The organism is Micromonospora sp. CNZ303, from assembly GCF_004345505.1.
In genome coordinates this window covers 62,213-76,166 of the sequence record NZ_SLVT01000020.1, presented here as the reverse complement: position 1 = coordinate 76,166, position 13,954 = coordinate 62,213, and the positions used below count along the sequence as shown (strand labels likewise).

Below are 13,954 nucleotides of genomic sequence, written 5' to 3'. Positions count from 1 at the left end.
TCCTCGGCGCCGCCGACCGAGGACGCCTGAGCTGTCGCACCGGTCGACGCTGAGTACCCGCACCCAGCTCGATCCGGGCGCCGGCCCCTACCCGGTCACGGGGCCAGGCGCTGCGAGATCCAGTCGGCCGCCTGCTCGACCGCCCGCCGGGACTCGTCGGTGTGGTCCAGCATGTCGAACCCGTGCTGCCCGCCCGGTACGTCGATCACCTCCACCCGTACGCCGGCGTCGCCCGCCGCGTCGAGGAACACCGCGACCGTCCCGGCGATCTCCTCCCGTTCCCGGCCGACCCGGGTGAGCAGCAGCGGCGGTACGGGCCCACCCGCCTCGCCGATCGCCGCGCCCGGCGCGAAGCGCGGGTCGACGCCCCAACCCGGCAGCGGCGCGAGGAGCGGATACGTCAGCGCCACCGCCCGCAGCCAGGACGGCCGGTCCCGCAGCCAGTCCGTGCTCAGCAGTCCCCCGCCGGAGAAGAACCAGAGGGCGATCCGCCCGCCGTCGACGCGCGGGTCGGCGCGGACCCGCTCCACGGCCGAGGCGACGTCGAGGGCGGCCGTCGCGCAGTCGGTGACGGGGCCCTGCGGACCGACGACGACGCCCATCCGGTGCGCGACGGTGACGGCCAGGAGACCGAGGTCGGCGAGAAGGCAGCCGTAGCCGCGGAAGACCGGCCAGTCGCGGGGACCCGATGACAGGTCGGGTGGCAGCGGTCCACCGTGGACGAGGACCACGGCGGGGTGCGGGCCGGCGCCGGCCGGCACGTACCAGTCGAGGTTCGCCTCCCGCTCGGGCTGACGTGCCGTCGGCGTCAGCACGAAGGGACGGAGGAAGCTCGGCGTCTCGCCCATGATCGCAGTCTGGCACGGCTCGGCCACTCTGTGGTGCCCCTGCCGGGCGTCGCACCGTCGACCGCCCGCCGGCGCCCACGCGCCGGGGCGGTCCCCGCGAGGCGTGCGGCGGCCGTCGCCGAGCGGCTCAGGCCCCGGGGCCGGGCGACCCGGGCGGCGGCAGCGGCAGCTCGACGGCGTCCACCGTCGCGACCCGCACGGCCGAATGCGCCGGCGGCAGCTTGTCGGCCCGCGGCGAACGACTGTGCAGCCGGCCCCGGCCGGTCGGATCCGGCCGCCCGCTCACCTCGCAGGCCACCATCAGGATCGGGGCGGGCGGCGCGGTGAACCGGCCGGCACCCCAGCGCACCCAGAGCGGGATCCGCCCCGCGTCGGCCTCGGCGAGCAGCTTCTCCCAGGTACGGCGGCGCGTACCGTGATCGACCTCGACGACGACCGGCGGCCCGTGCGGGCGGGCGCAGGCCACGTCGAGCACCGACTGCTGCGCGGACATCGGCGGCGGCAGCGGCAACACGCTGGACGCCCGCCGGTAGACCCGCCAGCCACGCTCCCCCGCCCAGCCGACCACCGCGTCGATCAGCCGGGCGGTGACCTGGTCCGTGGTCAGGTCGGTGAAGGTGACCGCGTCGAGCCGGTCGGCCAGCGACGCCGCCAGCCGCTCCCCGTCCTCGCCGACCACCACCGCCGCAGGGTAACCGGCGCCACCGGACGTTCCGGCAACCCCCCTCCTACGGCGCCGCGACGGCCACCGGCGCGCTCAGGCGGCCCTCGTTGCCGCTGCGGTCCAGGCCGGAGACGCAGTAGGACAGCGGACGGTCGGCCGGGGCGGTGCGGTCGACCCAGCCTGCGCCCCGGGTGGTGCCGACGAGCCGGGCCGTGCCGCCGTCGACGCGGTAGACGGCGAAGCTCGTGGCGCCGTCCCCGCGCCAGGTCAGCGTCACCCCGCCGGCGCCCGCACGCCGCGCGCCGGTGACCGTGGGGGCGGCCGGCGGCGTCGCCGGTAGCTGCGCCATCGCGGGCACCAGTGCCGGCCCGGCGTAGTGGGCCGCGCGGTACCGGCTGACCGCGCCGAGCTTGTCGGCGCGTACCTGCCTGGCGCTGAAGTGCACGCTTCCGCTCGCGCCGTGCCGGCGGTTGAGGGCGAGCTGGCGGTCCAGTTCGGCCGGGTCGCGCCAGGCGCCGCGCTCGCCCACCCGGTAGTCGGCCTGGCCGATGTAGAGCTGCACCCGGGTGCCCCGCACCGTGGCCGCCCACCACGGCAGCAGCGTGGCGTAGTCGGCCTTGTCGAAACCGATGTGCCAGTACAGCTGCGGCACGACGTAGTCCAGCCACTGCCGCCGTACCCAGAGCCGGGTGTCGGCGTGGATGTCGTCGTAGCTCTGCAACCCCGCGGTCGCCGAGCCGGCCGGGTCGGTACGCCCGTTGCGCCAGATGCCGAACGGGCTGATACCGAACTTGACCCAGGGCTTGATCGCCTTGATCCGCTCGCTCATCTCGCGGACCAGCGTGTTCACGTTGTCCCGGCGCCAGGCGTGCTTGTCGGCGAACCCCTGGCCGTACCGGGCGAACGTCGCGTCGTCCGGGAAGTCCTGCCCGGCCTCCGGGTACGGGTAGAAGAAGTCGTCGAAGTGCACCCCGTCGACGTCGTACCGCTGGACCGCCTCCAGCATCGAGTCCTCGACGAACGTGCGCGCCTCGGGGATGCCGGGGTTGAAGTAGAGGCGGCTGCCGGGCTGGTCGGCGCTGGGATAGGTCACCACCCAGTCGCGGTGCCGCCGCAGCGGGTGCGTCGGCGCGAGCCGGTCCAGCCTCGGGCCGGGCCCGCCCACCGTGGCCGGCTGCCCGCCCCGGTACGGGTTGAACCAGGCGTGGAACTCCAGGTTGCGGGCGTGCGCCTCGGCGACCATGAACTCCATCGGGTCCCAGCCCGGGTCGCGGCCGTCGCGGCGCCCGGTCAGCCACTCCGACCACGGTGCGTACGCCGACGGCCAGAGCGCGTCCCCGCTCGGGCGCACGTGCACGAAGACCGCGTTGTGGTGCTGCCGCACCGCCAGGTCCAGCCAGCCCCGGAACTCCGCCCGCGCCGCCTCGGCCGACAGCCCCCGCCGGCTCGGCCAGTCGATGTTGTTGACCGTCGTGATCCACATGCCCCGCAGCTCGCGGGGCGCCTCGGCCGGTCGGCCGGCGCAGGCGGGGGTGCGATCCGCCGGGGCGGCCCCGAAGGGGGTCACGGCGCCCTGCTCCGGCACGCCGTCCTCGCCGGCGACCCGGCCCCGCAGCGACCAGGCGCCGAGCGCGACCGCCATGGCGAGCGCGGCGACCACCGCGACGAGTGTTCGGGTACGACGGCGGCGGGCGGGCGGTTCGGCGGCGGACATCGCTCCAGTCTGCCCAGTCCGGCCCACCTGATGCACCGGTTGACCGTTACTCAACGGTCAGTTGAGGCTGGCCGCCGCCCACCCGGCGGGGATCCACGACGATCCACCGGAGACCCGGTGGACGTAGGTGGGCACAGCACTAGTGTCGGCCGGTCTCGTCAGCGGTGCCGCGCTCGGCGTCCCGGGAGACGAACGGGGTGCGCATGCGGGTCATCGCGTCCGCGCTCACGTCCACCGCCTGCCCGGGTTCGCGGTCGGTGTCCCGGTCGCTCTCTGATCCGAAGGGATTCAGGGCGGGCGGCGTCATATTCGGCAAAGCGCACTCCAAGATGTCACGGGCAGCGCACAACGAATTCACTGGCGGCTGCATGCCGGGAAGAGGGCGGGTGGTGGGGGCGCGTCGTCGGCCGTCACACACCCGCGTCGACAGCCTACCGCTCGCCCGCCTCCTTCCGGACGGTGAGGTGCGACCGGGGCGGTCGGCCAACGCGCCGGGCCGCTCCCTGGACACCTCCGAGCCGGCCGCATCCCATCGACAGTCGTCGACCATTTTGCGATCTTTGAATCGACTGTTATCTTTGCAGAAATCTTGCAGAACCTTCCACACCCCTGGACGTCGTACCGGCCAAAAGGCCGGGGAATCCCAGCTCGCATCGTCCGACCCGTCACGTCACGTCACGTCGGTTCCGCGCCCCGTCCGGAGAAGAGCATGTCCGTACCGCAAGCCTCGCGTGCCCGCGCCGCCCTCGCCGCCCTGCTCTGCGCCGCGCTGGCCGCCGTCGCCGCGCCCCTGGTCACCGCGCCCGCGCCGGCCGTCGCCGGCATCGACGCCCGCGCCCTCGGCGCCCGCTACGACAACGCCGGATCGCGGATCACGTTCCGGGTCCACTCGTCAACCGCCACCCGCATGACGGTCAACCTCTACGCCGCGCCCACCGGCACCCAGGAGAACGCCAGCTACCTGCTCACCAGGGACGCCGCCGGCACGTTCGCCGTCACCGTCGACGTCGCCGCGCTGCGCGGCGCGGGCATCACCGGCAGCGTCTACTACGGCTACCGGGCCTGGGGTCCGAACTGGCCGTACAGCACCGCCTGGACGAAGGGCTCCTCGGCCGGTTTCATCGCCGACGTCGATGCCGCCGGAAACCGGTTCAACCCCAACAAGCTCCTGCTCGACCCGTACGCCCGGGAGATCAGCCACGACCCGCTGCGGCCCGGCATGACTACCTCGACGGTGTACGCCTCCGGCCCGTCGCACCGAAACGTCGACAGCGGCCCGCACGCGGCGAAGGGGGTCGTCCTGCCCACGGCCACGCCCGCCTTCGGCACCAAGCCGGGGCGGGCCCTGAAGGACGACCTCGTCTACGAGGTGCACCTGCGCGGGTTGACCCGCAACGACCCGTCGGTGCCGGCCGCGTACCGGGGCACCTACCGGGGTGCCGCGCTGAAGGCCGGCTACCTCGCCTCGCTCGGGGTGACCGCCGTGGAGTTCCTGCCGTTGCAGGAGACCCAGAACGACACCATCGACGTCGATCCGACCGGCACCGCGGGCGACAACTACTGGGGCTACATGACCCTCAACTACTTCGCCCCGGACCGCCGGTACGCCTACGACCGCTCGCCAGGTGGGCCGACCCGCGAGTTCCAGCAGATGGTGAAGGCGTTCCACGACGCCGGGATCAAGGTGCTCCTCGACGTGGTCTACAACCACACCGGCGAGGGCGGGGTCTACAGCGCAGGCGGGTCGTCCGTCTACGACGTCTTCTCCTGGCGCGGGCTGGACAATCCCACCTACTACTCGCTCACCGCCGACCGGCAGTCGTCCTGGGACAACACCGGAGTCGGCGGCAACTACAACACCTACCACCCGGTCGCCCAGGACCTGATCGTCGACTCGCTGGCGTACTGGAAGAACACGCTCGGGGTCGACGGCTTCCGGCACGACCTCGCCTCGGTGCTCGGCAACACCTGCCAGCACGGCTGTTTCTCCTACAGCCGCACCGACCCGGACACCGCACTCAACCGGATTACCCGCGAGATGCCGCCCCGACCGGGCGGCGGGGGAACCGGCGTCGACTGGATCGCCGAGCCGTGGGCCCTCGGCGCCGGGACCTACCAGGTGGGCAACTTCCCCGCCGGCTGGTCGGAGTGGAACGGGCGGTACCGGGACACGCTGCGCCGCGACCAGAACAAGCTCGGCGTCAGCCCGGTCACCCCGGGCCAACTCGCCGACCGGTTCGCCGGCTCCGCCGACCTGTACGGCGACGACGGGCGACGGCCTTGGCACTCGGTGAACTTCATGGTCGCCCACGACGGGTTCACCCTGGCCGACCTGTACGCCTGCAACAGCAAGAACAACAACCAGGCGTGGCCGTACGGGCCGTCGGACGGCGGCAGCGACGACAACATCTCCTGGGACCACGGCGGGATCGCCGCCGACCAGCGCCGGGCAGCCCGCAACGGGCACGCGTTCCTGATGCTGTCGGCCGGCACCCCGATGATCACCGGCGGCGACGAGACCCTGCGCGGGCTGCGCTGCAACAACAATCCGTACAACCTGGACTCGTCGGCGAACTGGCTGGGCTGGAGCCCGACCGCCGACCAGACCACCTTCCGGACCTTCGCCTCCCGGCTGGCCGCCTTCCGCCACGCGCACCTGGCGCTACGGCCGGCCAACTTCTACTCCGCCGCCGACGGCAACGGCAACGGGCTTGCCCAGCTGGCCTGGTTCACCCCGGCCGGCACCAGCCCGGACAGCGCGTACTGGGGCGACGCGGGCAACCACGCGCTCGGCTGGCGGATCGACGGCACCGAGTTCGGCGACCCGGCATCGGCGATCTACGTCGGCTACAACGGCTGGTCCGGGGACGTGAACTTCACCCTCCCGTCCCCGGGGGCCGGAAAGAACTGGTACCGGGTCACCGACACCGCCACCTGGGCGGAGGGCGCCAACCAGGTCGCCGTACCCGGGTCGGAGACGCTCATCGGCGGCCAGGGCACCGGCTATCTGCTGCGCGGTCGCAGCCTGCTGCTCCTGGTCGCCCGCTGAGGCCGGCGTCCCGGGCGAGTGGCCGCAGGTGACTGCCGGCTGACGCACCCGTCGGCTCCCATCCCCCTCCCGACGAGGAGTCGACGCGGCGACACGGAAGCCTCCTGGTTGCGAGTCACGGGGTCGCGGCGGTCAGCACAGTCGCCGCCGCGGCGAGGCCGAGGAGGCAGGTCAGGGCCGCCACGCCGGCCATCCAGCCCGCCCCCGGCGTGACGACCGTCGGCCCCGGCGGCATCGGCGTCCCGCGCGCCGCCGTGGCCGGCCGCCGCCCAGCGCTGCGGCGCGGTGGGACGCGCCTCGCGAGGGCGAGCGCGCCCACGCACAGCGCCGGTCCCGCCACGGCCGGATAGGCCCAGCCGCCGAGCAGCGGGGTGAGCAGTCGCGCGCCGACGGCACCCGCCACCAGGAACGCCGCCGCCGTGCGCCGCCAGGCCAGCATGGTCCGCTCCAGTTGCAGGCCGGGGTCGCCGTCCAGGCGAGGGGGCGTCCCGGGTGGACCCGCCGACGTCGGGCGGTCCCCGTCGCGGGGTGCGGCGGCACGGCTCACCGGACGAGGCCGACCAGGATCAGTCCGGCCGCCAGGACCAGGCCCAGGCCGAGCGGCATCGCCAGCGCGGGTGGCGGCAGGCTCCGCCCGAGGCGCAGCGCCGCCTCCGTACGCAGCCAGCCGATCCACGCCTGCACCGGGGCCGCGGCGCCGAGCACGATCAGCACGACGGCCGCGGCGCGGCGCAGCCCAGGCGCGATGGGCAGGGCCAGCGCCTCCAGGGCGATCCCGGCCGCGAAGAGCGCCAGCGACGTACGGATCCAGGCCAGGAAGGTGCGCTCGTTGGCGAGGCTGAACCGGGGGTCGGGATCGACGCCCCGGTCGAAGACCCGGCCGGGCCACCGGCGTCGCCCGGGCGTCCGCGAGGCATTCTCGTCGTCCGTGTCGACTACCACAGGGCGGTCACTCCCTTTCCGACGGCGATGACGCTGCCGATCAACGCCAGCCCGATGACCGATCCTCGGGCCCGCTCCTCCGGCAGCCAACGGGACAGGACCTGACCTCCGGCGATGCCGACGGTCATCGCCACGCCACAGGCCAGCAGCAGGGGCCAGGACAGCGCCGGCGTGCCCTTGGCGGCCAACGACAGCACGTTGGTGACCAGGCCGACGACCTGCACGGTCGGCACGAAGCTGCGCTGGCCCCAGTCGGTGCTCACCGCGTAGACGGCCAGGGGCGGTCCGCCGGTGCCCGCGGTCGTGTTGAAGAACCCCGAGGTGAAGCCCGACAACACGGGCCCGGCCCGGCCGCGCAGGAACCGCAGCGGGTTGCCCCGGGCGACCCAGGCGACGGAGATCGCCGTGATCGAGCCGACGCCGATGAGCAGCAGCGGACCGGGCAGGGACGCCACCACCCAGGCGCCGAGGGGGACGGCGACCACGACGCCGACGATCATCTCCACGGCCAACCTGCGGTGCAGGGCCCGGAACGTCGAGGCCAGGACGACGAGGTTGATCGCGGCGGAGAGCAGGTTCGCCAGCACGACGCCGGTGAACGGGCCGAGGATGATGACCAGGAACGGCGCCGCGACCAGCGCGAAGCCGAGCCCGGTGACCCGCTGCATGGCCGCCCCGAGGGCGACCGCCACCACCGCGAGGGCGGCGCCGAGGAGGGCCACCGTCAGCGGGACACGGCGTCGTCAACCACGTCGCAGAGGCGGCGCAGCCGGTCCACGGAGATGGTCCGCAGGTCGTCGGCCATCGTCGGGCTGCCGACGACCGACGCCCAGATCGCCCGGCCCGCCAGGAAGCCCGACGCCCCGGCCTGGCAGGCGAGGCGGACGGCGTCGGGGAAGAGTTCGGCGGGTACGCCCGACGACAGCACCACCCAGGGCCCGGCGATGGACTCGCTCAGCCGGGAGCAGCCGGCGACGATCTCCGCCGGGGTGCCCTGCCCGGCGGTGGGGACCTCGGCCTTGTAGAGGTCGGCGCCGAGCGAGCCGAGTTCCCTGGCGGCGGCGAGGATGCCGGCGTCGTGGTCGAAGGCGCCGCCCTGGCGGGGGGCGCGGGACACCGGCTCGATGATGCTGACGAGTCCGTTGTCACGGCACCGCCGCACGAAGTCCGTCACCAGGGCGATCCGGGGGGCGGGGTCCTCGTCGGGGCGCCAGAGCACGAGCAGCTTGAGCGCCTTGGCGCCCTGGGCGCGTACGGCGGCGGGGTCGACGTCGTCGTCGATCGCGACGTCGGCGACGAACTCGGTGGCGCTGGCGGTGAAGCGGTCGGCGGCGGCGATCAGGGCGCACTCGGCGGCGACGGCCTCCTGGGCGATGACGGCGTCCCAGCCGAACTGCTTGTCGACGAGGATCGCCGAGGCGTACGGGCTCAGCGCGCGGGCCGCCGCGACCTTGAAGGCGGTGATCTGCTCGTCGGTCACCGGCTGGCTCTGGTGGGCGGCGAACATCGCCCGCAGGGCCTCCCGCTGGTCGACGGCGAGCATGGCGTAGCCGCCGGAGGGGCGGGCCAGGACGGTGGGCGACACGGTGGCGACGGTCATGGGTACCTCCCAGAATTACCAAAGGACGTTGGCAACATACCATCGGATGGTAGAAAAATAACATCCCTCGGTTGCTCTAAACTCTCCACCGAGCCCCGTGGGGTGACATCCGGCAGGAGGGCCCGGCGTGAGCGTGCAGACGTCCCGTTACGAGAGCGCCCCCCGGCGCCGCACGCAGATCATGGCCGCGCTGCGGCGGGCGGGCTTCCTCTCCGTGGCGGAACTCAGCGCCCAGCTCGGCGTCTCGCAGATGACCGTGCGCCGCGACCTGCGCCAGCTCGCCGAGTCCCACGAGGTGACCCTCGTGCACGGCGGGGTCAGCCTGCCGCCGGGCGGCGTGGCCGGCCCCGGCTTCGCCTCCCGGGCCCAGACCCACACGCAGGCCAAACTCGCGATCGGGGCGGCCGCCGCCGCCCTGGTGCAGCCCGGCGACACCATCGGCATCGACAGCGGGACCACCGCCGCCGAGGTGGCCCACGCCCTGCCCGCCGAGTTCGAGGGATGCGTGGTCACCCACTCGGTGCCGGTGCTGGGGCACATGCTGTCGCGTCCGCGCGCCCGCGTCATCGGGATCGGCGGCGAGCTGCTGCACGACAACCAGGCACTGGTCGGCTTCGCGGCCCTGGACCTGACCCGCCGCCTGCGGATCCGGATGCTCTTCCTCGGCGCCGGCGCCGTCGACGAACGCGGGGTCTACGTGCGCTCGGAGATCGAGCTCAGCGCCAAGCACGCCCTGATGGAGATCGCCGACGAGATCGTCCTGGTGGTCGACGCGAGCAAGCTGACCGCCACCGCCCCGGTGCAGGTCTGCGGGCTCGACCGGATCGACACCGTGGTCGCCGACGCGCCCCTGCCCGAGGCGGTCGCGACGACGGTGCGGCGCAACGGCATCCGCGTCATCACCGCCTGACCTCCCGGCCCACTCCGCCACCGGCCGCCGATCCGGCGGGCGGCACCGGATGCCACGAAGCCCGGCGGCGGGCTCCGGCCGTCCCGGTGGCCCGCGGCGGGCCCTGCCGTTCACGTAGCCCCGCAGCGGGCCCTGCCGTCCATGCAGCCCCGGGCCGGCCCTGCCGTCCGCGTAGCCCCGCAGCGGTCCCTGCCGTCCGCGTAGCCCCCGCGCCGGGCCTTGCCGTCGACGTAGCCCCGCGCCGGGCCCGGCGGTCCGGGAGCCCACCAGCATCGCCGCGCGGCGACGCGTCCCGTTGCGGGGCGCGTCGTCCTTTTTCGCCCGCCACCGGGACGACCCAGTTTGTTTCCAGCCCTTGACGGGCCGATGAACGCCGGCTAGAACTGCATGCAGTTCTTCACAGATGTGAGAGAGGCCTCATGGGACTCAGCGGAGATCTGCGGCACGCCCCGGACGCGGTCGACCAGGCCGGCCCGCCGGCCGGGAAGGCCGGCCCCTCGGTGGGCGACGTGCGGCTGCCCGACGTCCCCGTCGCCGACGTGCGGTGCCGGGTGTTCCGCGCCCGGCCCGCCGAGCAGATCGCGATGTCCTTCGCTCCCCTGACCCACCGGGTGATGGTGCTGGTCGAGGTAGAGCTGGCCGACGGTTCGGTCGGCGTCGGCGAGAGCTGGGCCAACTACCCGTCGTGGGCCTGGCGCGAGCGCGTCGCCACGATCAGGGAGGGCGTGGCGCCGCTGCTGCGCGGCACGCGGCCGGCCGAGCCCGCCGACGCGCAGCGGGCCCTGATGGCGAAGCTGGGTCCGCTGGGCCGCCAGTGGGGTGCGCCCGGCCCGATCCACCAGGCGGTGAGCGCGGTCGACATCGCGCTGTGGGACCTGGCCGCCCGGCACGCCGGCCGGAGCCTGGCGTCGCTGCTCACCACGCACCCCCGCACCGAACTGCCCGTCTACGGCTCCAGCCTCGGCCCCGCCGGGGTCGCCGAGACCGCGGCGCACTGCGGGGCGCTCGGGCTGACCGCCGTGAAGGTCAAGGTCGGCTTCGGCCGGGACCGGGACCTGGACAACGTCCGCACCACCCGGCGCGTCCTCGGCGACGGGGCGCAGATCTTCGCCGACGCCAACCAGGCGTGGTCGTTGCCCGAGGCGCTGCGGATGCTGCCGGCGCTGGCCGACCTGGGTGTCGCCTGGGTCGAGGAGCCGCTCGCCGGCGACCGTCCGGAGGAACTCGACGAACTCGGCGCCCGCACCGGCATGCCCCTGGCCACCGGCGAGAACCTCTACGGCGCCGCGGCCTTCACCCCGTACCTGCGGGGCGGCGGGGTCGCCATCGTGCAACCGGACCTCACCAAGGTCGGTGGGATCAGCGAGTACCTGACGGTGCTCCGGGCCGCCGAGGCCGCCGGCAAGACCGTCAACCCGCATCTGTACAACGGCGCGATCGCGACCGCCGCGACCGTGCAGGTGGCCGCCAGCAGCCCGGCGACGTCCCTCGTCGAGTGGGACGTCCGGTCCAACCCGCTGCGCCGGGCCGCCGACGAGTTCCTGACCGCCCACGGCACGGTCACCGTGCCCCACCGCCCCGGTCTCGGTATCGACCTCGATCCGGACCAGCTCGACCCGTACGAGGAGCAGCTGTCGTGACCGATTCCCCGATCGTCGACGAGGTCCTGGCAACCCGAAGCGCGGTGCGCATCGGCGGCCGGGCGGTGCCGGGCGCCGTCACGGGGGCGCCCGCCCTGCCCGTCGTCGACCCGTCCACCGGGACGGCCTTCGCCGAGGTCAGCACCGGTGGCTCGGCCGACGCCGCCGACGCGCTCGCCGCCGCCACCGAGGCGCTGCCGACCTGGGCGGCCACCCCGGTGACGCAGCGCGCCGCCGCCCTGCGGGCCATCGCCGACGACATCGAGGCCCTCGCGAGCCGCCCGGACTGGCCCGGGCTGATCACCCGGGAGACCGGCAAGCGGCTCGCCGAGTCCACCGCCGAGCTGGGACTGACCGTGACCTACTTCCGGGTCATGGCCGATCTCGTCGAGCGGCAGGAGGAGCAGCGGCTGACGGTGGTGCCGCAGCACGAGCACCGCGTCGGCGTCCGGCCGGTCGGGGTCGCGGCCGTACTCACCCCGTGGAACTTCCCGGTCTCCATCCCCGCCCGGAAGATCGCACCGGCGCTCGCCGCCGGCTGCCCGGTGCTGTTCAAGCCCTCGGAACTGGCTCCGCTGTCGTCGATGGTGCTCGCCGCGGTGTGCGAGCGGCACCTGCCCGACGGGGTGCTCGGCACCGTGCTCGGCACCCCGGCCGACGTGGTCTCCCCGTGGCTCGCGGCACCGGCGGTGCGGGCGGTCTCGTTCACCGGGTCGACCCGGGTCGGTCGCCTGGTAGCCACCGAGGCGGCGCCGCGGTTCCTGCGTACGGTGATGGAGTTGGGCGGCTGCGCGCCGTTCGTCGTCCTCCCGGACGCCGACCCGCAGGCTGCGGCACAGACCCTGATGGTCGCCAAGTACCGCAACAACGGCCAGTCCTGCATCGCGGCCAACCAGATCCTGGTCGCTCGGGAGGTGGCCGGGAAGTTCGTCGAGGCGTTCGTCGCGGCCACCCGCGCCCTGTGCGTCGGCGATCCCCGCGACCCCGGCACCGACATCGGCCCGCTCGCCCCGGCCGGCGACCCGGCGCGCATGGCCGGCCTGGTCGGCGAGGCCGTCGCCCGGGGCGCCCGCGCCGTCGCGCCGCGCAGCGCGGCACCGTCCGCCGGGCACTACGCCGCCCCGACGGTGCTGCTCGACGCGCCCGTGGACAGCCGCGCCATGACCAGCGAGATCTTCGGGCCGGTCGCGCCGGTGCACGTCTACGACGACCTCGACGCGGCGTTGGCGGTGCACCACGCCACGGGCTACGGGCTCGCCGGCTACGTGTGCGGCACCGACCTGGACGCCGCGCGGGCGGTCGCCGACCGGCTGCGCGCCGGCATCGTCGGGATCAACACGGGCACGCCGAACACGCCGTGGGTGCCGTTCGGCGGACTCGGTGACTCGGGCGTCGGCTACGAGGGCGGCCGGCCGGGCCTGGAGGCGTTCCAGACCCACCTCAGCGTCGCCTCCCGCCCGGTGGGGGCCTGAGCGTCATGCGCCTGCTCATCGGCCAGACCGGCGCGCCGACCGCCGTCGTCAACGCGAGCCTGCGCGGCTTCCTGGAGGGCGCCGAGGGCCATGAGGTCCTCGCCCTGCGCGGGGGCCCCGACGGTCTCGTCGACGGCCGGCTCAACCCGGTCACCCTCGCCGACGTCCCGCCCGCCTGGACCCACCGCGGCGGGTCCTGGCTCGGCGCCGGCCGCCGGGCGGTCACCGGCGACGACCTCGACGCGGCGGTCGCGACGCTCGCCGAGCACCGCGTCGACGGAATCGCGCTGATCGGCGGCAACGGCACGATGGCGCTGCTGCGGGCCCTCACCGAACGCGCCGAGCAGGCCGGGTCGCCGCTGTGCACCGCCGGCATCCCCAAGACCGTCGACAACGACCTGGTCGGCGTCGACCACTGCCCCGGATTCGGCTCCGCCGCGCGCTACCTGACCCGGGTCGTGCCCGACCTCGCCCGCGACCACGCGGCCATGCGGTCGATCGAGCCGGTACGCATCGTGGAGACCCTGGGCCGGTCGGTGGGCTGGCTGGCGCTGGCCGCGACGTGGCACCGGGAGGACCCGGCGCACGCACCGCACCTCGTCCTGCTGCCGGAGGTGCCGTTCGACCGGGCGGACTTCCTGCGCCAGGTCGACGACGCCCTGCACGCGCACGGCCGCGCGTTCGTGGTGACCAGCGAGGGCGCCGCCCGCGAGCTGACCGACGAGCCCTTCGAGGCGGCCAACCACACCCGGATCCTGCTGGGCGGGGTGTCCCGCCGGCTCGCCGCGCTGGTCACCGCCGAACTCGGGGTCGCCGCCCGCGGCGAGGTCCTCGGCATGGTGCAGCGCTCGGCCGGCGCCCTGGCGGGCGACGTCGACCGCCGGGAGGCGACCGAGGCCGGACGGCACGCCGCGCGGCTGCTCGCGGACGGCCGCAGCGGACTCATGGTCGGCCTGCACCGCGTCGGCACCGATCCCTACGCCGCCGGGTACGACCCGGTGCCACTGGCCGAGGTGGCCGGCCACACCCGACCGGTACCCGCACCGTGGCGCACGACCGACCCCGCCGACCTCGGCGACTTCCACGACTGGCTCACCCCTCTCATCGCCTGAGTG

General features: G+C 74.5%; 12 protein-coding genes. 5 read left to right on the top strand and 7 right to left on the bottom strand.

The genetic code is table 11. The features are described 5' to 3' along the window. Window positions 1–95: 95 nt before the first annotated feature. The 3 genes from EV374_RS26220 to EV374_RS26210 form a co-directional block, all read right to left on the bottom strand. A complete protein-coding gene (locus EV374_RS26220; protein WP_132239825.1) occupies window positions 96–848 on the bottom strand; it encodes an alpha/beta hydrolase family protein in 753 nt (250 codons plus the stop codon). A gap of 127 nt (window positions 849–975) precedes the next feature. Further along, window positions 976–1,530 (bottom strand): hypothetical protein, encoded by a 555-nt coding sequence (locus EV374_RS26215; RefSeq protein WP_132239824.1) that lies wholly within the window; start codon window positions 1,528–1,530, stop codon window positions 976–978. A gap of 46 nt (window positions 1,531–1,576) precedes the next feature. Next, window positions 1,577–3,226 carry a glycoside hydrolase family 10-like protein gene (locus EV374_RS26210; protein WP_486485971.1) on the bottom strand — a complete coding sequence of 550 codons (1,650 nt, stop codon included), beginning with the start codon at window positions 3,224–3,226 and terminating at the stop codon, window positions 1,577–1,579. A gap of 709 nt (window positions 3,227–3,935) precedes the next feature. On the opposite strand from EV374_RS26210, the gene EV374_RS26205 reads away from it, so the two are divergent. Next, window positions 3,936–6,275, top strand: a complete 2,340-nt coding sequence (locus tag EV374_RS26205) for an isoamylase (protein ID WP_132239823.1) — start codon at window positions 3,936–3,938, stop codon at window positions 6,273–6,275. 115 nt (window positions 6,276–6,390) lie between these two features. Here the strand turns inward: EV374_RS26205 and EV374_RS26200 are convergent, their stop codons facing one another. The 4 genes from EV374_RS26200 to EV374_RS26185 are packed head-to-tail and all read right to left on the bottom strand — an operon-like array spanning window position 6,391 to window position 8,817. Then, window positions 6,391–6,822, bottom strand: coding sequence for a DUF202 domain-containing protein (locus tag EV374_RS26200; RefSeq protein WP_132239822.1), 432 nt, complete (start codon window positions 6,820–6,822; stop codon window positions 6,391–6,393). Next, the gene (locus tag EV374_RS26195; protein WP_132239821.1) at window positions 6,819–7,217 is read right to left on the bottom strand and encodes a DUF202 domain-containing protein; all 399 of its coding nucleotides are present in this window, start codon (window positions 7,215–7,217) and stop codon (window positions 6,819–6,821) included. Before EV374_RS26195 ends, EV374_RS26200 begins: the two co-directional genes overlap by 4 nt. Further along, a complete protein-coding gene (locus EV374_RS26190) occupies window positions 7,211–7,939 on the bottom strand; it encodes a sulfite exporter TauE/SafE family protein (protein ID WP_132239820.1) in 729 nt (242 codons plus the stop codon). The genes EV374_RS26195 and EV374_RS26190 overlap by 7 nt, the downstream gene beginning before the upstream one ends. Window positions 7,940–7,941: 2 nt before the next feature. Further along, the gene (locus tag EV374_RS26185; protein ID WP_132239819.1) at window positions 7,942–8,817 is read right to left on the bottom strand and encodes a beta/alpha barrel domain-containing protein; all 876 of its coding nucleotides are present in this window, start codon (window positions 8,815–8,817) and stop codon (window positions 7,942–7,944) included. 127 nt (window positions 8,818–8,944) lie between these two features. Here EV374_RS26185 and EV374_RS26180 point away from each other — a divergent pair, with 127 nt between their 5' ends. The 4 genes from EV374_RS26180 (at window position 8,945) to EV374_RS26165 (ending at window position 13,951) form a co-directional block, all read left to right on the top strand. Further along, window positions 8,945–9,727, top strand: coding sequence for a DeoR/GlpR family DNA-binding transcription regulator (locus EV374_RS26180; RefSeq protein ID WP_132239818.1), 783 nt, complete (start codon window positions 8,945–8,947; stop codon window positions 9,725–9,727). Window positions 9,728–10,146: 419 nt separating this feature from the next. Beyond that, window positions 10,147–11,367 carry a mandelate racemase/muconate lactonizing enzyme family protein gene (locus EV374_RS26175; RefSeq protein WP_132239817.1) on the top strand — a complete coding sequence of 407 codons (1,221 nt, stop codon included), beginning with the start codon at window positions 10,147–10,149 and terminating at the stop codon, window positions 11,365–11,367. Then, on the top strand, window positions 11,364–12,839 hold the full coding sequence (locus EV374_RS26170; protein WP_165947918.1) for an aldehyde dehydrogenase family protein: 1,476 nt from the start codon (window positions 11,364–11,366) through the stop codon (window positions 12,837–12,839). The genes EV374_RS26175 and EV374_RS26170 overlap by 4 nt, the downstream gene beginning before the upstream one ends. A 5-nt stretch (window positions 12,840–12,844) precedes the next feature. Continuing rightward, window positions 12,845–13,951 carry a diphosphate--fructose-6-phosphate 1-phosphotransferase gene (locus EV374_RS26165; protein WP_132239815.1) on the top strand — a complete coding sequence of 369 codons (1,107 nt, stop codon included), beginning with the start codon at window positions 12,845–12,847 and terminating at the stop codon, window positions 13,949–13,951. Window positions 13,952–13,954: the final 3 nt, after the last annotated feature.